The organism is Mycetocola sp. Y444, from assembly GCF_059445295.1.
This window is the reverse complement of sequence record NZ_JCAIUB010000002.1, coordinates 767217-785909: the sequence shown is the minus strand read 5'-3', so window position 1 is coordinate 785909 and position 18693 is coordinate 767217. Positions and strand designations below refer to the sequence as shown.

The following is an 18693-nucleotide window of genomic DNA, read 5'->3' as shown; positions in this document are numbered from 1 at the left end:
CCCGGTCAGCTTGAATTTCAGGCTGACCGGGTCTTTTGTTTCGTTAGCGTGATCCACGAGTCAAGGGAGTCCGTGTGCAGCTGCGAGAGTACTCAGCGCTCGACGCCACAGGCGTTCGCGAACTGATCGCGGCCGGTGAGGTGACCGGTGCCGAGGTTGAATCTGTTGCCCGCGAGGCAATCGCAGCGGTGAATCCCGACCTCAATGCTCTGACGCTGGAACTCTTCGACCCCGCACTCGACGCCGACGCTGCCGGTGTTCTCGCCGGCGTGCCGTTCCTCATCAAGGACAGCGGTCCGTTCGCGCGGAATATCTCGTTCACCCTCGGTAGCCGGAGCATCAACCGGGCCTTTGCAGCGGTCGATCACGAACTCATGGCCCGGTTTCGCCGGGCAGGGCTCGTTGCCCTCGGCCAGACCACGGCACCGGAGCTGGGTCTCACTTTCGCCACGGAGTCGCGTCGGTATTGGGATCACGCGCAACCCGTGGTCTCTCGACCGGGGCGTCGGCGGCTCGAGCGGCGGAAGCGCTGCACTCGTCGCGGCCGGCGCCGTTCCACTCGCGCACGCCAACGACGGTGGCGGCTCGATCCGCATTCCCGCGTCGAGTTGCGGACTGGTCGGACTCAAGCCCACGCGCGGCAGGACCCCGTCGGGCCCGCTTGCCGGCGAGGCTGGGTTCGGCCTCATCACGGAGTTCGCGCTCACCCGCACCGTGCGCGACACCGCTCTTCTCCTCGACGCGGTGAGCGCACCGACCGTCGGCGAGAAGTACACGTCGCTCGCACCGCGGCATCCGTTCGTCGACAGCACGCAACAGGATCCGGGACGCCTGCGAGTCGCACTGCAGTCGACTGCGTGGTCGGATGCCACGGCCGACGAGACCGTGCGGCTCGCGACAGTGCGCGCGGCCGAGACCCTCGAGTGGATTGGGCACACAATCACCGAGGCAATGCCTGCCCTCGATGCTGACGACCTGATCGAGGGCGAAATGCTCGCCGTGTATTCGACCGGTGGCGCGATGCTGCGGGCACCACGGCGGCCGGATCCGGCGCTGCTCGAGGGTGTCTCGCGACGCGTGCTCGAGGAGGCTGCACGAGCGAGCGCACTCGACATCCTGGCGTCGATCGACGCCCAGCATCGGGTGACCCGCTCAGTCGCCGGGTTCTTCGAGACGTTCGACCTGCTCGTCACGCCGACCATCGGGCAGTTGCCGGCGCCGCACGGAACCCTCGACTACGACAACGACAGGTACTCCGCCCGCGAGTGGCTCGCCAGGATTTCGGAGTACGGGCCGTTCACCGCAGCGTTCAACATCTCGGGCAACCCGGCGATCAGCCTGCCCCTCGGCGAGAGCAGGGAATCACTGCCGATCGGCGTTCAGATCGTGGCCGCGCACGGTCGTGAAGACCTGCTTCTCGCCGTTGCGGCCCAGCTTGAGCAGGCGATGCCGTGGCGCGAGCGGGTGCCACCGATCTTCGCGGACTGAGACAGGCGAACCAATCAGCGTTCGGCTGTGGCAAACCCGTTCGAGGACGTGTCGTCGAGGATCTGGTAGTTGACCCGGGTTCCGCGGTCAACATCGAGACGCCAGGTCCGCTGCCAGGGCTTGTCGGCGGGCCCGTAGTTCATCACGATTCGGTCGTAAGCCTTGCCCTGAACGCGTCGTCCGACGACGTAGCCTGGCGCTCCCGGGCTACTGGTGGACAGCGTTGCGATGTACTCGTCATCGTTCAGCGCCGGGGGCGTAACGTGCTGCTGCGAGACGTGTTCTGCTGAGATGTTTCCCAGGAGTAGCGTCGCTTCGGTCATCTGGGGGTAAGAGCGTGACAAGGGTTCTCCTGTTATTCGGGTGTGAGCTTCTGTGTGCCGCTTCCGCGACACGACCGACGGGCGCCTGGCCTCTGCCTTCAGGCTTTGAACATCTGGCTGTGTTGCCAGGCACGGCGCCGCAGCGCATTCGGGCGCGTGCGGCCGTCTCCGGTCCGACGTTGCTCGGCGTCTGATGCCGCTGATCCCACCGATTCGGGCGGCGGATCAACTCGCTGCACCCGGGTGGAAATCTCTCAATCCGCGCACCCGGCGCAGCGTTGAGCGGTCGTTCCGTATTTTCCAGAGTACACGGTTGTTTTGACTTACTCAAAACAACGGTGGCGGGGTGTGATCGCTGTCAGGCGAAAACGCGCCCCCTGGCGCGCCAGAGCAGCCAGATGCCGACGACGATCGTCGACGGCACGCCAATCAGGAAAACGTGCCAGCCGGACAGCATCCCGAACACCATCTGGCCGTTGGGCTGCCCGAGTGCCGAGCCGATCGCGGCAACGATCATCGCGAGAATCGCCGCGCCAGGTATGGCCAGCGTGGCCACCCACTTTTCCCACCGACGCCATGCCGACGACATCCACATCATCACCATGCCAACGATCCAGCCGGCGATCGGCACGATAAACCCGCCGATCCCGACGAGCAACGCAGCGGTGATGGCGAAGCCACGTGACGCGCTCAGCGTGCTCGCCGGGGCCGCGAGAACGACTGGTTGCGCCGGAACCGTGCCCATGGCATCCCGCGCCTCGGCGGCGATGAATACGGGATCCCCGAGTTCTTCGATGCGTGCGGATGCCGTTCCGGCATCGAGCCCGGCCAGTTCCTCTTCCACGCCGGAACGGATGTCGCGGGCGAGCTCGGCGGGCATGCCCTCGAGTGCCGAATCCAGCTGGGCGAGGTAACTGCGAACGACCTGCGGGGTCTGTTCAGTCATGGACGGGGTTCCCTTCGATGAGATGTCGCACCGTGTCGTGGAACGGTGCCCACTGCTGCCGGAACGCGTCGAGGCGCTCTTCTCCCGCTGCGGTCAGCCGGTAGTACTTGCGCACGGGGCCTGCGTCGGAGGCCTCATCGAACGAGATCACGAAGCCCTTCTCGCGCAAGCGACCGAGAACGGGATAGAGGGTGCCGATGCTCGCGATCATGCCCGCCGCCGTCAGCGTCTCGGAGAGCTGCCAGCCGTACATTGGTTCGCGCGACAGCAGCCCGAGCACGCAGTACTCGACCACGCCCTTGCGCAGTTGTGCACCAACGTCCGCTGTCATGTTCACAAGCTAGCTTGCATGGCAAGCTAGTGCAAGAAGTTTTACTCACGGCTCCCGCCGCCGACGGGTTTGCAGGAGATCGCACGGTTATCAGGGCGATCTCGCCACGAGCATCCTGATAATCGTGCGACCTCCTGTTTCGCGGCCGCCCGCGCGGTTACCGCCGCCCGCCGATATGATCAGCGGAGGCCGTCTCAGGCCGGATTCCCCGATGATGAGGACCACGATGATTACGACGCCCGTCACCGGCACACCCGGGTCTGCCCAGCGCACTGCGCCAGCGCTCAGCGGTCGGGTCTGGACCTCGATCGTGCTCGTCGGGCTCGTCGGGCAGCTCGCGTGGACCATCGAGAACATGTACCTCAACGTGTTCGTCTACGACACGATCACCGACAACCCGACAGTCCTCGCGCTCATGGTTGCGGCGAGCGCCGCCAGCGCGACGATCGCCACCATGCTCCTCGGCGCGGCGAGCGACCGGGTCCGCCGGCGCCGCGAGTTCATCGCGATCGGGTACGTGCTGTGGGGGCTCACCACAGCGGCCTTCGGTTTTCTCAGCGTTGACGGCATCCGGGAGCTCGCCGCTGTCGGTGATGCCGTCGTTCTCACCGTTCTCGCGGTCATTCTCCTCGACTGCCTCATGAGCGTGATCGGGGCGGGTGCGAATGATGCGGCGTTCAACGCCTGGGTGACCGAGTCGACGGTGCCAGCCAACCGGGGTCGGGTGGATTCGGTGCTTGCGATCCTCCCGCTCCTGGCGATGCTCATCGTGTTCGGCGCGCTCGACGGGCTGACTCAGGCCGGCGCCTGGCGCGAGTTCTTCCTGCTCATCGGTGGCGCGACCAGCCTCGTCGGCGTCGTCGCGTGGTTTCTCGTCCGCGACCCGGTGACCGTCTCGCCCCAACCCGGCGGCTACTTCTCCGCCGTGGTCGCTGGCCTCCGACCGAGTGCCGTTCGGCAGAACCCGACGCTCTACGTGACGCTCGTGTGCCTCGCCATCGTCGGCACGAGCACGCAGGTCTTCCTCCCGTACCTCATCATCTACATCCAGCGCACCCTGCGGATCGACGGCTACGCCATTGTTCTCGGAACCGTGCTGGTGACGGCATCCGTTCTCAGCGTTCTTGGCGGACGACTCATCGACCGATTCGGCAAGGTCCGATCGATCCCCCCTGCCGTCGCCCTGCTCGCAACCGGCCTGATCCTCATGTTCTTCGTGCGGGACATGGTGCCGGTGATCCTCGCAGGGATCGTGATGATGACCGGTTTCATGCTCTCGATCGCGGCACTTACCGCGACGGTGCGGGACCACACTCCGACCGATCGGGTCGGGAGCGTGCAGGGACTCCGGATGATCGCGGCCGTGCTCATTCCGATGGTCGCCGGTCCCTTTCTCGGCGCAGCAGTAATCGTCGGCGCCGCCGAAACGTACGTCGACCTCGGCGTCGAGAAGCAGGTCCCGACGGCGTGGATCTTCCTCGCCGCAGCGGCGGTGCTCCTGGTCGCCATCCTCCCTCTCCGAGCCTTGAAAAGGAGAACAGCAGCATGAACCTGACCACGATCGAGGGCGATGCGCTCGACGAGAACGCGATCCTCCCCGAGTACCCGCGGCCGCAGCTGGTGCGTGACAGCTACGTCAACCTCAACGGCCGGTGGCAATACGCGATCCGCGCGAGGACCGACGACGAGGCCGAACCGACCGAGTGGGACGGGCCGATCCTCGTGCCCTTCTCCCCCGAATCGGCGCTCTCGGGCGTCAACCGCCAGCTCGCCCCGGACCAGACGCTCTGGTACCGGCGCGAGCTCGACCTGCCCTCCGATTTCAATGTCGGCCGTCTTCTCCTGCACTTCGGCGCCGTCGACTCGGAGTGCGAGGTGTTTCTCAACGGTGAATCCGTCGGTTCGCACGTCGGCGGGTACCTCCCGTTCTCGATCGATGTGACGGATGCCGTCGGAAGCGGCAGCGCGACGCTCACCGTTGCCGTTCACGATGCGTCGGACACCGTGCCGGCGTCGCACGGCAAACAGAAGCTCGACCGCGGCGGCATCTGGTACACCGCCCAGTCCGGGATCTGGCAGACAGTGTGGCTCGAATCCGTGCCGGAGGCTCACATCGAGCGCCTCCAGCTCACGCCGCAGCTCGAGGCTGGCGCCGTCGAGGTCACCGTGATCTCCGATTCGGATTCGCCCGCAACAGTCGTCGTCACCGCCGAGGGACAGACGGTGGCCGAGGCGACGGTGCAGGCCAACTCCCCCACCCGGATTCCCCTCGGTGCAAACGTGCGCCCGTGGAGCCCCGAGGACCCGTTCCTCTACGACGTCCGCGTCACTCTCGGCACCGACGAGGTCACGAGTTATGTGGGCATCCGCTCGTTCGGCACCGGCACGGACGCGGGCGGCGTGCCGCGACTGCTGCTCAACGGGAAGCCCTACTTCCACGCCGGAGTACTCGACCAGGGCTACTGGCCCGACGGTCTCTACACCGCGCCATCCGACGACGCACTGATCGCCGACATCCGCACCATGAAGGATCTCGGCTTTACCATGTTGCGCAAGCACATCAAGATCGAACCGCTCCGCTGGTACGCGCACTGCGACCGGATCGGCATCCTGGTCTGGCAGGACATGGTCAACGGCGGCGCGCCCTATCGTCCCGCGGTGATCACCCTGCCCGCCGCAACTCCCGTTCGGTTCAGAGACGACCGTTACGACCTGTTCGGGCGAGCGGATGCCGGCGGGCGAGCCGAGTTCCGCCGCGAACTTCGCGAGACCGTCGAGCTGCTGTCGAACGTCGTGAGCATCGCCATGTGGGTGCCGTTCAATGAGGGCTGGGGCCAGTTCGACGCGAGAGAGATTGCCGACGAGGTCCGGGCACTCGACCCGACGCGCACCATCGACCACGCGAGCGGCTGGCACGACCAGGGCGCTGGCGATGTGAAGAGCCTGCACGTGTACATCCGGCCGTTCCGGATGCGACGCTCGTGGCGAGAGGACGGCCGCGTCGTCGTGCTCTCAGAGTACGGCGGGTACAGCTACCGCGAGCCGGGGCACGCGTTCAGCGACAAGGAGTTCGGCTACCGGCGCTATCGGTCGCACGCCGAGCTCGACGCGGCGTTCGAGCGGCTGCACGACGCTGAGGTGATCCCGGCCGTCCCGCAGGGACTCGCAGCGACGGTCTACACACAGCTCTCCGACGTCGAAGACGAGCTCAACGGCATCCTGACCTACGACCGCCGGATCGTGAAGCTGACCCCGGATGTTGTCCGGCGCGTCAACGCGCGGCTTACCGCGGGCAACACCCAAACACCCCGAGAGGACCCACCCGCCCATGCGCGAGAGTGAAATCACCAGGCCCGTCGCGCTGACCGGTCCGGACGGGCGGCTGAACCCCGCCGCTGTCGGCTTTTCACGGACGCCGCTCCACACCACTGACGGCATCGGTAAGTTCGGTCGCGGCTGGGGAAGGAACAAACGCTGGGAGTACTGGGCGGTCACGACGCCCACCCACATTGTCTCGGTCACCGTCTCGAGCCTCGACTACGCCTCGGTGCACGACCTGTGGCTCTTCGATCGCGAGTCGCAGGACGTCATCCACACCGGCGTGATCCGACCGCTCAGCGGGAGTGTCACCCTGCCCGGCACCCTTGGCGGCGGACCGGCGCGAGTGCGCACCCGCCCGCTGCAGGTGGAGATCACCGAGGAAGAGGGCGGAACCCGGCTCCAGGCGGACACCTCGCTCGTTCACCTCGACGTTCTCGCCGCGAGGCCCGAGGGACATGAAGCGCTCGGCGTTGTGGTGCCGTGGTCTAAGACGCGGTTCCAGTACACGGTGAAAGACGTCGCGCGGCCGGCATCCGGCACGATCCGGATCGACGGCGCCGCAATCGACATCCCCCGCGGGGCATCCTGGGCGACCCTCGACCACGGCAGGGGCCGTTGGCCGTACTCGATGCACTGGAACTGGGCTGCGGGTTCCGGGGTCTGGGACGGACGGGTAATCGGGGTGCAGCTCGGCTCCAAGTGGACGGACGGCACCGGGTCGACCGAGAACGCCCTGTTCGTTGACGGGCGGATGAGCAAGATCAGCGAGGAGTTGACCTGGGAGTACGACACCGAGAACTGGCTCGCGCCGTGGCATATCTTCGGCGACTCCGGCGACATCACCTTCACGCCGTTCTATGACAAAGTGTCGGCCACCGACCTCAAGGTCTTCTCGTCGTTCGGGCACCAGTGTTTCGGGACGTTCAACGGCTGGCTGCTCGATGACACCGGCAACCGCGTCTCGTTCTCGGGGATCACGGGCTGGGCAGAGGACGTCCGCAACCGCTGGTGACCGGGCTACGGGGTCGGCGCCGTCACGAAGTCGATGAGTTCCTCCACCCGGCCGAGGAACGCCGGCTCAAGGTCTGAGTAGTTGCGCACCCGGCCGAGGATCGCCTGCCACGCCCGGGCGATGTCAGCCTGGCTCTCGTTCGGCAGGCCGAGGGCGGCGCAGATGCCCTTCTTCCACTCGATCGACCGCGGAATGTTGGGCCATTCCTTGAGTCCGACGCGCGCCGGCTTCACGGCCTGCCAGACATCAATGTAGGGGTGACCAACGATAAGAACGTTGCCTCCGTGTTTTCCGCGCATGACGGCATCCGCGATTCGGGTCTCCTTGGAACCGGGGACGAGGTGGTCAACGAGCACCCCGACCTTGCGAGTCGGGGTTGGCGCGAAGTCGGTGATGATGGCGGCGAGGTCATCGATGCCGCCGAGGTACTCGACGACGACGCCCTCAACGCGCAGGTCGTCGCCCCAGACCTTTTCGACGAGTTCGGCGTCGTGCCTGCCCTCCACGTAGATGCGGGAGGGAAGCGCGACGCGTGCCCGTGAGTCCTCCACGGCGAACGAACCCGAGGCCGTGCGGGTCGGACCAGGGGCCTTCTTCTTCGGCACCGTGAGGATGATCGGCTTGCCCTCGAGCAGGAACCCGGGGCCGAGCGGGAAGACGCGACGTTTGCCGTGGCGGTCTTCGAGCTGCACCGTCTTGCCCTCGATCCCGGTGACGGCACCGCACCAGCCGGTCATCATTTCTTCGACGACGAGGTCGGGTACCGCTTCGTGCTCCTCGGGTGGCGGGGTCTTGCTCTTTCGCCAATCGGTGGCGAGGACATCGCTTCCGTACGGGTCATAACTCACGTCGTCAACGGTAGTCGCGGCCGGTGACGGCGGGCGGATGCCACGCTGCGGTTCGACTCTTCACGGAGCTACAGCGGGGCTGGTTACGGGCGCGACACGCCCGTAGCGCTGGGTAGCAGTCGCCACTCACCTGCCGCGCCGTGGTGTTTCGGGAGGAGAATCGCAGAGTCCACGCACCTCTGACGCTCCGACCCCCGGATCTACCTCCCGAAACGACACCACTGGCATCCGCTGGCCGGTGACGGCAAGTGGATGCCACCCGCAGCGTCGATCAGCGAACGCACGGCGACCTGTCCGTGAGCGGATTTGCTCACGGACAGCTGGCTTGTTCTCCCCGCGAACTCATTGGCCTGATGACGGGCCTCCTGTATTTGTTTGCATCAGCCCTTGCGATGTCGATTTAACCGATCGATGACCGCGTCGTGATCCCTCGATTACTGCGCCGGGCGCGACACGATCAGCCGAAGCGAGCCGTCAAAGGTCGGCGCGCTGCGGAGTGCACCGTGGCGGGCGTCCCAAGCGCCGGAGTCGAGATCAGCCCGCAGCGACGCCTCAAAGCGCTTCCCCACTGATGGCTCGACGAAACTCCACGCAGAGTTCGCCAGTCGCGCACCGGAGTCCAGCAGCGCCTCGGGCCGACCGTAGTAAGCCTCACCGAACCCGTCGGTGCAATCCAGAGGAATCGGAATCGCGGATACCTCAACGGTTCCGCCGAGCGCGTCGGCAATGTCGGCAATGCTCGGATATCTGCTGGCCTCGGTCGCGATGACCTCCGGTGCGTATTCAGACAGCCAGAAACGATCGAGGGCGGTCGGATCGCACGTGAGAACGACGACGGGGCCCGCGGTGACACGGCGCAGCTCGCTCAGCCCGGCGCGAAGGTCCGCCCACTGATGGACCGTGAACGACGCCAACGCCGCGTCGAAAACAGCGTCCTCGAACGGCAGCGCCTCGGCCGTCGCGTCGATCGCGGGGGCGAGCGTGCGTGGTCGCTGTGCGCGCATTGTCGCGCTCGGCTCGACCGGCGTCACGTCACGGTCGATCGGTTCATACGACCCGGCACCCGCGCCAACGTTGATGATCGTGTGTGCTCCACCGAACGCTGCGTTAATTGCCGCCACAATTCGGGGGTCCGGCTGGCGGTATGCCGTATAGCCCTCACCGATCGCGCCGTAGTTCGCGTCGCCGGCGCTTCCGTCGGACTGTCGATCAGTCATGCGACCTCCCTGGAAGCGTCGTCCTGCCGTGCCGCCCTCTCAGCGTTTCGGGCGGAGAATCGCAGAGTCCACACACCTATTGTGCCCCGACCCCCGGATTTACCGCCCGAAACGACGCAGCTGGCATCCGCCCCACCTGCGTCACCGCGCCCTATGGGCGCTGACACATCAGAGTGACGGAAGCGGCCGTCGCTCGGCGGCCAGCTGCGAAGACCAGGATCGGTCAACGGGCGACTCCTTCACGCTCACGCAACTCCGCAACGAAACGTCTCATCACTCGCGCGTCGTCGGGGTGGAATGTGCGCCAGTCGTCATCGATGGAGACCCACCGTGCAGGTTGCCCGGGTTCGGGGCGGAGGGCAGCTTGGGTGTCGGCGATCGCCCAGTACGAAAGACTCAGCGTTACAGGCCAATCCGACCTGTACGAGCGAACCGCGGCGAAGGCCGGTCGCTCCCCGAGGTCCAGGTCGAGTCCCGTCTCTTCCCTGAGTTCCCTGCTCGCCGCTTCTCGAGGAGTCTCACCGTCCTCGACCCGACCGCCGGGCGGCACCAGCCCACGCCATCGATGCTCGACAACGAGCACGCGGTCAGAGTCCGGCGAGAAGACCCAGACATCGGCGGCCAGCGGATGCTGGTCAGCCATCCACTCAGATTGGAACCAGGCCAGGACTCCGGCTTCCGAGAGGTGTGCCGCGGCGATATCGTCGCGCGCCGCATCGGCAACGCGCACCGAGCCATCAGCCAAGCCGCCCTCCCCCGTCCGCCGTCGCTCGTTAGCCTAGGGCCCGCACCCGATATGCCGCCTCCTGTATGCAGAGGCAACCCGCAGGATCTGCTGCCACGACCGGGCGGGTGAAAAAGCGGGCGGCGATAGTCTGCTGGGGTGACTCTTCCATCGACCCGGCCCATTGGACCGTCCGCTGCGACGATGGCCGATTTCTGGCGGTTGGCGGCAATTACCATGTCTGCCCAGCTCCTGGCTACCCGGAAACAACGCGCACTTTTCGTTGCCGTGGTGATCGGGGCGGTCGCCCTCGCCGTGCCTTTGGCCTCTCTCGCCCTTTTACTCGACGCGACCTGGGCCCTGGTGATCGGGGCGGTATACATCGCAGTCCTGACCATCTCTATCGTCGGTGCCGTTCTCCTGCACGCGGCGTGGCGACTGCTGGACCCCAAACGTTTAGTGTTCCTGTCCTCCACCCGAGGCGCGTCTCTGGATGTGCGATTCAAACGGAGCGTGATGTCCTTCGACAATCACGGGCGACTTCCAGGTGACTCATCAGCGGCCGCGTTGCGAGCGCAGGTTGCGAACTGGGCTGGCACTCTTCCTCATCACATTGATGTAAGAGCGCAGAATTCGCGGGTCGCCGACCTTTATGCGAAGCAGTTCCCGGCGCTGACACCAGAGGCCCCTGACGCGTTCGGCCGCGTCCAGATGAGCGGCCGTCACACGCGCTGATCTCTTTTTGCAATGCTGGCACCGCTGGCATCCGGACCCCCGTTCCCCTCACCGAGACGCGTCACTACGATCTCGGAGTATGGAAACCCGAATACGCGGAGTCCTCATCTCATACGCCGAGCACGGAGACGGCATCCCCCTGGTCGCCCTTCACGGTGCCGGCGTTGACCACCGTGACATCGAAGCGGCACTTGAAGCCGTCGTCCCTTCGGCTGGTTACCGCCGGATTTATCCCGATCTGCCGGGAATGGGTCGCTCGACGGCCGAGGGCCTCACCAGCAATAGTGACGTGGTTGCCCTGCTCGCCGACTTCATCGACCAGATCTCTGGCGGACCTGTCCTTCTCGCCGGACATTCTTACGGCGCCTACCTGGCCCGCGGACTCGCTGCGGTGCGCCCCGACCTCCTGCTCGGCCTGGCGCTGCTGTGCCCATTTGGTGACGGATCGCTGAACCTGCCCGAGCATCGAGCGGTGCAGCAGGACGCCGACGCATATGAAGACCTCGAACCCGAGCATCGGGACGGATTCGACGGCTACTTCGTCGTCAGGACGCGAGCCACAGCCCGCCGGTATCGGGACCACGTGGCGCTCAGCACCGCGCTCGTCGACCAGACGGCTCTCGAGCGCATCTTTGGCCGATGGAGCGTCGACGTCGGAACGGAACCCTTCCACGTTCCAACCCTGATCGTCGCGGGACGACAGGACGCAACAGCGGGCTACGCGCACGCGACAGCCCTGATGGAGAGGTACCCGCGGGCCACTCTGGCGGTCATCGACGGCGCAGGCCACGCCCTGATGCACGAGCGCCCGCAACTGCTCGGAGTACTCATCGAAGACTGGCTGGACCGCGCCTCACGTCGCGACGCCTGAGGCATCCGTGGGATGAACGAGCACCCGCCTACCACAACCTCGCGCGGGTTACCCAGGGGGCTTCGTTCTCTGGACTCCCTCAGTGACCGAACAATAGACTCGCACCGTACCTCCAACCCCAACCGAAGGTGAGCCGATGCGGGCACGCTCGATCTGGGGCGCTGTGACACTCGCGGTCGCCGTCGTCCTTGGAACCCCAGCTCTTGCGTCTGCAGCTGAGCCCGTCATCCTCGGTGATTCGCGGGTCGTCGATGACTCGGGGGTTCTCGATTCGAGCGGAACCCAGTCGATCGAGACTGCAATCGACACACTGCGCTCCGAAACCGGCGCCGACCTCTGGGTCGTCTACGTCGACACCTTCGAAGACCCGAGCGACGCCGCCGAGTGGGCCAACACCACGGCGGAAAACAACGGGCTCGGTCCGAACCAGTACATCCTCGCGGTCGCCACAGAGGCCCGTGTGTACTACCTCTCCGGTGACTCCGGTGGACCGGTCACCGACGAACAGCTGGGTGAGATCGAACAGCGCCTCGTCCTCCCCGAGCTCTCCGACGGCAACTGGGCAGGCGCGGGCGTTGCCGCCGCCCAGGGGCTCACCAACGCGATCAACGGTGACGCTGTGACGGATGCTGTTGGCACCGGCGGTGGCGGCGGCCTGTCCGGCGGCACCGTCTGGATCATCCTTCTCGTCATTGCAGCGATCGCTGTCGTCCTGGTCATCGTCCTGATGCGGCGCCGCAAGAAGACCCCGGCCGTCGATCCGCGCGCTGGTGAGCCAGCCGAACTCGCGGCGATCTCCACCGAGGACCTCGATCGCCAGGCCGGCAGTGCCCTGATCGAGACCGACGACGCCGTGCGTACAAGCGAACAGGAACTCGGCTTCGCCATCGCCCAGTACGGCGAGGAGTCGGCGGCCAAGTTCCGTGAGGCCATCGCGACGGCAAAGACCACCCTCTCGCAGGCCTTCACGATCAAGCAGCGTCTCGACGACGCCGAACCCGACACTGAGCAACAGGTTCGCGCCTGGAACGCCGAAATCATCCGCCTCTGCGCGAGCGCCAACGACGCGCTCGATCGCGAGGCTGCGGCATTCGACGAACTGAGGCAGATCGAAAAGACCGCACCGGATGCCGTCAAGCGGCTTCGCTCCGAACTCGAGCGTGTCTCTCAGCGCAGGCCCGCTGCAGAGGCAACGCTTTCCACCCTCTCGGGCCGCTACAGTCCCGCCGCTCTCTCGGCTGTCGCCGACAACGTGGAAGAGGCTGACGAGCGGCTGCGGTTCGCAGCGACAGGACTCGATGCCGCGGATCAGGACCTGACGGAAGGCGACCTCTCAACCGCAGCCGTCGGCATCCGTGCTGCCGAAGAATCGATCGAGCAGGCGGGAATCCTCCTCGACGCCATCGACCACGCTGCGGCTGACCTGGCTAAGGCGGAAGAATCGATCCGCGCCCTGGTCACCGAGCTCGAGAACGACCTGCAGCTTGCCCGCTCGCAGCCCGACCCGGAGGGTTCTCTCGCCAACGTCATCGGCGCTACAGAGGGAATCCTCGCCGAGCTCGGCGCCGATCGTTCGGCGGGCCCATACTCGCCTCACGAGCTCGTCCAGCGGCTCGAAGCAGCGGACTCGACCATCGACAGCGTGCTCACCCAGGTCCGCGACGCCGAAGGCCAGCGCCGGCGCACGCAGTCGATGCTCCTGCACTCCCTGACGAGTGCACAGGATCAGGTTGCGGCGGCGCAGGAGTACATCACGACCCGTCGCGGCGCGGTCGGAGCCGAGGCCCGTACCCGCCTCGCGGAGGCTGAACGCAACCTCGGCCTCGCCATGCAGTCGCGGGAATCCGACAGCGAATCGGCCCTCATCTACGCGCAACGAGCCAACGAACTCGCCCGGCAGTCGATGCAGTATGCCCAGACCGACGTCAGTGGCTACGGCACAGGTTTCGGTGACGTGATGGGCGGTGGCGGCAGAGGCTCGAGCGACGGCTCCATGGGTGCGATTCTCGGCGGCATCCTCATCGGCCAGGTACTCGGCGGTGGCGGCGGCGGAATGTTCGGAGGCGGCGGTGGCGGCATGTTCGGCGGGGGCGGCGGAAGCTCGCGCGGCCGTTCCGGTGGCGGCGGCTTCGGCGGCGGCGGCTTCGGTGGCGGCGGCTTTGGCGGCGGCCGGTCAAGCGGTCGCAGCGCGGGAAGTTTCGGCGGGAGCGGTTCACGCTCCCGACGAGGAGGCGGCCGGTTCTAACGGCTCGCTTCATGACATCAATCGATCGGAAGGAAGAACTATGACCAAGCAGTCAATCTTCGGGCGCATCGCCCAGCTGGCGAAAGCGAACATCAACGCTCTCATCGACCAGGCAGAAGACCCGCAGCTCATGCTCGACCAGATGGTGCGTGACTACACCAACAGCATTGCTGAGGCCGAGAGCGCCATCGCCGAGACGATCGGAAACCTGCGCCTCCTCGAGGAGGACCACGCCGAAGACGTGCGTGCGGCAGGCGACTGGGGCAATAAGGCACTCGCCGCGAGTCGCAAGGCAGACGAGTACCGTGCGGCGGGCAACAGTGCAGACGCCGACAAGTTCGACAACCTCGCGAAGGTGGCCCTGCAGCGCCAGATCACCTCCGAGAACGAGGCGAGGATGGCCGAGCCGCAGATCGCGTCGCAGACCCAGGTCGTCGACCAGCTCAAGAACGGCCTCAATGGCATGAAGGGCAAGCTCGAGCAGCTCAAGTCGAAGCGCAGCGAGCTCATCGCCCGCTCGAAGACCGCCGAGGCCCAGAAGAAGGTCGCGGATGCCGTCAAGAGCATCGACATCATGGACCCGACCAGCGAGGTCAGCCGGTTCGAAGACAAGATCCGTCGCGAGGAGGCCAAGGTCCGTGGCCAGCAGGAACTCGCGGCCTCCAGCCTCGACGCCCAGTTCGAGTCGCTCGAGGACATCGGCGAAATGACCGAGGTCGAGGCGCGGCTCGCCGAACTGAAGTCCGGCGGCTCGCGCGCCGTCTCGGGCAACTCAAGCGCACCCGCCGTCACACAGGGCGCGCCGTACACGCCGGGTGAGTAGCACGTCACCCGCCGCCTAGCTCGCGGGATTGACAGGCAATCGCACGGTTATCAGGCAGGTTCTCAACGACCGGTCCTGATAATCGTGCGATTTCCTGTTAACCGTGCGCTGCGGCATCCGTCGTCGACAGCCACCGCTTGCAGAAGAACCCGGTGAGCGGATGCCGGGACGGGCGAGGTCAGGAACGCTGCAGCTGAACGCGGGTCTCGGCCGCGAGACCGTCGAGCAGGACGCGGAGCTGCCCGGTGGGCGCGAGGAGGCCCTCTGGATGCCACTGCACACCGGTGATGGGCAGCGACTCGTGTTCGATGGCCTCGATGTGGCCGTCGTGCGCCCAGCCCACAGCGGTCAGGCCATCGCCGAGCCGGTCGGCGACCTGGTGGTGCGCGCTCTGCACAAGGATGTGCTCGCGACCGAAGCGCTCGGCGATCCTGGACCCGCGCTCAAGGCGGACCGGGTGCTCGACCAGGGCGTACTCCACCGGAAGATCGGTGACGCGGTGTCCCGGCGCTTCAACGTGCTGCAGCAGAGTGCCGCCGAGCGCGACGTTGATGACCTGGTGCCCGCGGCAGATGCCAAGCACCGGCGTCCGCGTTGCGGCGGCGCGACGAACAAGTTCGATCTGTGCGGCATCCGCAATTTCGAAGTGATGGCTTTCGCCCTCGTAACCGCGTTCGCCGTCGTAGAACTGGGGATCGATGTCTTCGCCGCCCATGACGATGATGGCGTCTGCGGAGTCGGCCGCATCGAGCAGCCCGTTGACTCCGAGGTCGGCGGCGGACAGCTGCGTGACATCCCAACCGGTCTCGCGTGCCTCGTGGGCCGCCCGGTCGATCATGGTCCGGACGTAGGCGTCGTACTCGGGAGCGTTCTCGCGGCGAGTGGTGACCTCGACGACAACGAGGCGCGCAGCGGCGTCAGACACGGCGGCCTCCTTCGGGTTGTGGTTCCATTCTGCCCTCTCCCCGACAGAAATACCGTATGCCGGTGCAACACCGCGCAACACACCGGTAAGCGCAGGGGTCTCGGCAAAACCCGATCCGCTGCCGGATACTAAGAAAATGGCGACTTTCATGGTGGTGCCCGCGTGGCAGGGTTCCGGTTCTTCCCGAGCGATGCGACTCATCGATGGTGCCGACGCGATCGGCGGCGACCTGCCATCCACCGCGACGGTTCGAGTCGAGGTTCCCGTCGAAGCCGGCGAATCGCTCGACACCGGGGTACATCGGCTCTCGTCGCTCCTCGTCATCCGTGAACACCAGCTTGCGGCCCTCCGTGAGGCGACGGCGCCCGTGATCACGATCGGCGGAGGGTGCGCTGTTGCCCTCGCCTCGATCGAATACGCGGCAGCGGACGGCGATGTCTGCGTCCTGTGGATCGACGCCCACTCCGACCTCAACGACGCCGTGTCGTCACCATCCGGTTCGTTTGATGGCATGGTGCTGCGCTCGCTGCTCGGCGAAGGTATTCCCGAGCTGGCATCAACCGCTCCGCTCGATCCCTCACAGGTCGTCATTCTCGGCGCACGCTCAATGGACGATGCCGAGCAGGTCGTGATCGACGAACGCGCGATCCGGATGCTGTCTGTCGACGACTGGACGCCGGAATCCGTGCTCGAGGCGGTTTCGGCATCCGGAGCATCGAAGGTCTTCATTCACATCGACCTCGACGTGCTCGACCCCGCTGACATCGCGGGCACATCGTGGGCTGAGCCGTTCGGCCTCCCTGCGGCACACCTCGTGGACCTCATCGGCGCCGTCCGCGGTTCGTTCGAGCTCGCGGGTGCCACGATCTGCGGCTTCGCGCCGTCGAGCCCCGAACGAGCGGTCGACGACCTGCCTACGATCCTGCGAATCATTGGAGCGCTCGCGCGCTGACATTCCGCAGCGTGGGTGGTGACCGGTAGCCTCGGGTCATGACTGAGAAGCAGTACGACCTCATCGTCCTCGGGGCAGGACCGGTGGGTGAGAATGTCGCTGATTACGCGACGAAAGCTGGCCTCACGTGCGTGATCGTCGAGCGTGAACTAGTCGGCGGGGATTGCTCATTCTGGGCGTGTATCCCCTCGAAGGCGCTGCTGCGGCCGCCGTCGGCCCGTGACGCTGCACTGCGGGTGGCCGGGTCGAAGCAGTCCGTCACCGGACCACTCGATGTCGCTGCGGTGCTCGCGCGCCGCGACTCGTTCGTGAGCGACTGGGACGACACCGGCTCACTGCCCTGGCTCGAGAGCGCGGGGATCGACCTCGTCCGTGGGCACGGGCGGCTCACCGGAGTGCGCACCGTCGAAGTGACGACGGATGCCGGCGAGACCGTCGTTCTCGAGGCCAGGCAGGCCGTCGCTGTGTGCACCGGGTCAGACGCCCTGATCCCCCACATCCCCGGCCTCTCCGAGGCGGAACCGTGGACGAGCCGCAACGCGACAAGCGTGAAGGACGTGCCGGAGTCGCTCGCCATCATTGGCGGCGGAGTGGTGGCCGCAGAGATGGCGACCGCGTTCATCGCGCTCGGGTCGACGGTGACCGTCATCGCCAGAAGTGGATTGTTGTCCGGACTGGAACCGTTCGCGGGCGAAGCGGTGACGATGCGGCTTCGCGCCGACGGCGCCACCGTCCTCCACGGTGCACCCGTCGGGGTCAGCCGCGACGACGACGGCCTGGCGGTCATCGAGTTGGACTCCGGTGAAACCGTGACGGCCGCCGAGGTTCTCGTCGCGACGGGCCGCACGCCGCGAACCACAGACATCGGGCTCGAGACCGTCGGACTCACACCTGGTGACTGGATCAGCGTTGACGATTCGCTCCGTGTCGACGGAGTGGATGGCGGCTGGCTGTACGCGGCGGGCGACGTCAACCACCGTGTGCTCCTCACCCACCAGGGCAAGTACCAGGGCCGGGCCGCCGGGAAGGCGATCGCTGCCCGCGTTCGCGCGCCGGAAACGCAGGCCGAACCGTGGGGCGACCTGGCGGCATCCGCTGATCGCGAACGTGTGCCGTCGGTGATTTTCAGCGAGCCGCAGGTGGCGACCGTTGGACTCACCGCTGCCGCGGCGGAGAAGGCCGGCTACCGCACGCGCGTCGTCGACTACGACCTCGGTGCGGTGTCGGGCTCGGGTCTCCACGCCGACGGGTACGAGGGCCACGCGCGGATGGTCGTTGACGAGGACCGAGGCGTTGCGCTCGGGGTGACCTTTGTGGGGCAGGATGTCGCGGAGCTGCTGCACGCAGCCACCATCGCTGTCGTCGGTGAGGTGCCGCTCACCCGGTTGTGGCACGCGGTGCCCGCGTTCCCGACGATGAGCGAGATCTGGCTTCGGCTGCTCGAGACCTACCGGGCCGGAGAGTGACGGGCGTGGGTTCGAATTCGCTGTTCAGCCGCGCCGGTTATCTGTACGCGACCGCCGTCGGTTTCATCTGGGGCTCGATCTGGTCGACGGGAAAGATCACGCGCCGCAATGGGCTCTTCGTCTTCACCGGGATGCCGAAATGGACCTTTGGCCGAGGCGGGTCGTGTGTCGGCGGGTGTTACCTCACCGACCGGAACGTGTCGGCCGATGTGCTCGAGCACGAGGCGGTGCACAAGGAGCAGTGGCAGCGATACGGGATGGTCTTCCCGATCCTGTATTTCTTCGCCGGGCGGGATCCGCTCAAGAACCGGTTCGAGATCGAGGCAGGGCTCGAGAAGGGCGGTTACATCCGGCGTCCTTCGGCCGGGCGTGCCGCCGCCGGACGCGTGGCCGCGGGGAATCCCTCCGGTTCTCGTGCCGGGCGACCCGCCGCTGGCCGCCCTGCTGCCCACGGAAAGTGAGGTGC

Annotated in this window: 17 protein-coding genes and 2 pseudogenes; 12 read left to right on the top strand and 7 right to left on the bottom strand. The window is 66.4% G+C overall.

The window, feature by feature from the left end; translation table 11 throughout:
• Positions 1–74 precede the first annotated feature (74 nt).
• Together AC1C2M_RS10330 and AC1C2M_RS10325 are read left to right on the top strand one after the other, a co-directional pair.
• Positions 75–407, top strand: a pseudogene (locus AC1C2M_RS10330) (hypothetical protein); the annotation flags it as partial.
• Entirely contained in the window at positions 352–1488 is a 1137-nt protein-coding gene (locus tag AC1C2M_RS10325; protein ID WP_495436309.1) for an amidase, read from the top strand. The pseudogene AC1C2M_RS10330 and the gene AC1C2M_RS10325, both read left to right, overlap by 56 nt.
• Positions 1489–1502: 14 nt before the next feature.
• On the opposite strand, the gene AC1C2M_RS10320 is transcribed toward AC1C2M_RS10325, so the two are convergent.
• From AC1C2M_RS10320 to AC1C2M_RS10310, 3 genes are all read right to left on the bottom strand, one after another.
• The gene (locus AC1C2M_RS10320; RefSeq protein WP_495432928.1) at positions 1503–1832 is read right to left on the bottom strand and encodes a hypothetical protein; all 330 of its coding nucleotides are present in this window, start codon (positions 1830–1832) and stop codon (positions 1503–1505) included.
• Between the two features lie 337 nt (positions 1833–2169).
• Complete coding sequence (locus AC1C2M_RS10315) at positions 2170–2757, bottom strand: HAAS signaling domain-containing protein (protein WP_495436307.1); 588 nt, start codon at positions 2755–2757, stop codon at positions 2170–2172.
• The gene (locus AC1C2M_RS10310) at positions 2750–3088 is read right to left on the bottom strand and encodes a PadR family transcriptional regulator (protein ID WP_495436306.1); all 339 of its coding nucleotides are present in this window, start codon (positions 3086–3088) and stop codon (positions 2750–2752) included. The genes AC1C2M_RS10315 and AC1C2M_RS10310 overlap by 8 nt, the downstream gene beginning before the upstream one ends.
• A gap of 226 nt (positions 3089–3314) precedes the next feature.
• Between AC1C2M_RS10310 and AC1C2M_RS10305 the strand changes: the two genes are divergently transcribed.
• From AC1C2M_RS10305 to AC1C2M_RS10295, 3 genes are read left to right on the top strand one after another with little or no spacing between them, the layout of a single operon-like run.
• Positions 3315–4637, top strand: a complete 1323-nt coding sequence (locus AC1C2M_RS10305) for an MFS transporter (RefSeq protein ID WP_495436304.1) — start codon at positions 3315–3317, stop codon at positions 4635–4637.
• Positions 4634–6430, top strand: coding sequence for a glycoside hydrolase family 2 protein (locus AC1C2M_RS10300; protein WP_495436302.1), 1797 nt, complete (start codon positions 4634–4636; stop codon positions 6428–6430). Before AC1C2M_RS10305 ends, AC1C2M_RS10300 begins: the two co-directional genes overlap by 4 nt.
• Positions 6417–7421: a DUF2804 domain-containing protein gene (locus tag AC1C2M_RS10295; protein WP_495436300.1), complete on the top strand. Its 1005-nt coding sequence runs from the start codon at positions 6417–6419 to the stop codon at positions 7419–7421. The genes AC1C2M_RS10300 and AC1C2M_RS10295 overlap by 14 nt, the downstream gene beginning before the upstream one ends.
• A 5-nt stretch (positions 7422–7426) precedes the next feature.
• On the opposite strand, the gene AC1C2M_RS10290 is transcribed toward AC1C2M_RS10295, so the two are convergent.
• The 3 genes from AC1C2M_RS10290 to AC1C2M_RS10280 form a co-directional block, all read right to left on the bottom strand.
• On the bottom strand, positions 7427–8269 hold the full coding sequence (locus AC1C2M_RS10290) for a DUF3097 domain-containing protein (protein WP_483405666.1): 843 nt from the start codon (positions 8267–8269) through the stop codon (positions 7427–7429).
• A 434-nt stretch (positions 8270–8703) separates the two neighbouring features.
• Positions 8704–9486 (bottom strand): class I SAM-dependent methyltransferase, encoded by a 783-nt coding sequence (locus AC1C2M_RS10285; RefSeq protein ID WP_495432921.1) that lies wholly within the window; start codon positions 9484–9486, stop codon positions 8704–8706.
• A gap of 223 nt (positions 9487–9709) precedes the next feature.
• Positions 9710–10231 carry an NUDIX hydrolase gene (locus tag AC1C2M_RS10280; RefSeq protein WP_495432920.1) on the bottom strand — a complete coding sequence of 174 codons (522 nt, stop codon included), beginning with the start codon at positions 10229–10231 and terminating at the stop codon, positions 9710–9712.
• A gap of 138 nt (positions 10232–10369) precedes the next feature.
• Here AC1C2M_RS10280 and AC1C2M_RS10275 point away from each other — a divergent pair, with 138 nt between their 5' ends.
• From AC1C2M_RS10275 to AC1C2M_RS10260, 4 genes are all read left to right on the top strand, one after another.
• Positions 10370–10945: a hypothetical protein gene (locus tag AC1C2M_RS10275; protein ID WP_495436299.1), complete on the top strand. Its 576-nt coding sequence runs from the start codon at positions 10370–10372 to the stop codon at positions 10943–10945.
• Positions 10946–11024: 79 nt separating this feature from the next.
• Positions 11025–11816 (top strand): alpha/beta fold hydrolase, encoded by a 792-nt coding sequence (locus AC1C2M_RS10270; RefSeq protein WP_495436298.1) that lies wholly within the window; start codon positions 11025–11027, stop codon positions 11814–11816.
• 136 nt (positions 11817–11952) lie between these two features.
• On the top strand, positions 11953–14061 hold the full coding sequence (locus AC1C2M_RS10265; RefSeq protein WP_495436296.1) for a TPM domain-containing protein: 2109 nt from the start codon (positions 11953–11955) through the stop codon (positions 14059–14061).
• 40 nt (positions 14062–14101) lie between these two features.
• A complete protein-coding gene (locus tag AC1C2M_RS10260; protein ID WP_483405660.1) occupies positions 14102–14884 on the top strand; it encodes a PspA/IM30 family protein in 783 nt (260 codons plus the stop codon).
• Positions 14885–15062: 178 nt separating this feature from the next.
• Here the strand turns inward: AC1C2M_RS10260 and AC1C2M_RS10255 are convergent, their stop codons facing one another.
• Complete coding sequence (locus AC1C2M_RS10255) at positions 15063–15809, bottom strand: gamma-glutamyl-gamma-aminobutyrate hydrolase family protein (RefSeq protein ID WP_495436294.1); 747 nt, start codon at positions 15807–15809, stop codon at positions 15063–15065.
• Between the two features lie 136 nt (positions 15810–15945).
• Between AC1C2M_RS10255 and AC1C2M_RS10250 the strand changes: the two genes are divergently transcribed.
• The 3 genes and pseudogenes from AC1C2M_RS10250 to AC1C2M_RS10240 form a co-directional block, all read left to right on the top strand.
• Entirely contained in the window at positions 15946–16761 is an 816-nt protein-coding gene (locus tag AC1C2M_RS10250; RefSeq protein ID WP_495436292.1) for an arginase family protein, read from the top strand.
• A gap of 38 nt (positions 16762–16799) precedes the next feature.
• Positions 16800–18227 carry a dihydrolipoyl dehydrogenase family protein gene (locus tag AC1C2M_RS10245; protein WP_495436290.1) on the top strand — a complete coding sequence of 476 codons (1428 nt, stop codon included), beginning with the start codon at positions 16800–16802 and terminating at the stop codon, positions 18225–18227.
• Positions 18188–18583 (top strand): annotated as a pseudogene (locus AC1C2M_RS10240) (Fe-S oxidoreductase); the annotation flags it as partial. The gene AC1C2M_RS10245 and the pseudogene AC1C2M_RS10240, both read left to right, overlap by 40 nt.
• Between the last annotated feature and the right edge of the window lie 110 nt (positions 18584–18693).

Excerpts from the sequence above, each read along its gene's own strand:
- AC1C2M_RS10260 (WP_483405660.1), top strand. The coding sequence starts at position 14,102 with ATGACCAAGCAGTCAATCTTCGGGCGCATCGCCCAGCTGGCGAAAGCG.
- AC1C2M_RS10300 (WP_495436302.1), top strand. The coding sequence starts at position 4,634 with ATGAACCTGACCACGATCGAGGGCGATGCGCTCGACGAGAACGCGATC.
- AC1C2M_RS10265 (WP_495436296.1), top strand. The coding sequence starts at position 11,953 with ATGCGGGCACGCTCGATCTGGGGCGCTGTGACACTCGCGGTCGCCGTC.
- AC1C2M_RS10305 (WP_495436304.1), top strand. The coding sequence starts at position 3,315 with ATGATTACGACGCCCGTCACCGGCACACCCGGGTCTGCCCAGCGCACT.
- AC1C2M_RS10245 (WP_495436290.1), top strand. The coding sequence starts at position 16,800 with ATGACTGAGAAGCAGTACGACCTCATCGTCCTCGGGGCAGGACCGGTG.
- AC1C2M_RS10285 (WP_495432921.1), bottom strand. The coding sequence starts at position 9,486 with ATGACTGATCGACAGTCCGACGGAAGCGCCGGCGACGCGAACTACGGC.
- AC1C2M_RS10250 (WP_495436292.1), top strand. The coding sequence starts at position 15,946 with ATGGCGACTTTCATGGTGGTGCCCGCGTGGCAGGGTTCCGGTTCTTCC.
- AC1C2M_RS10295 (WP_495436300.1), top strand. The coding sequence starts at position 6,417 with ATGCGCGAGAGTGAAATCACCAGGCCCGTCGCGCTGACCGGTCCGGAC.
- AC1C2M_RS10270 (WP_495436298.1), top strand. The coding sequence starts at position 11,025 with ATGGAAACCCGAATACGCGGAGTCCTCATCTCATACGCCGAGCACGGA.
- AC1C2M_RS10315 (WP_495436307.1), bottom strand. The coding sequence starts at position 2,757 with ATGACTGAACAGACCCCGCAGGTCGTTCGCAGTTACCTCGCCCAGCTG.
- AC1C2M_RS10310 (WP_495436306.1), bottom strand. The coding sequence starts at position 3,088 with ATGACAGCGGACGTTGGTGCACAACTGCGCAAGGGCGTGGTCGAGTAC.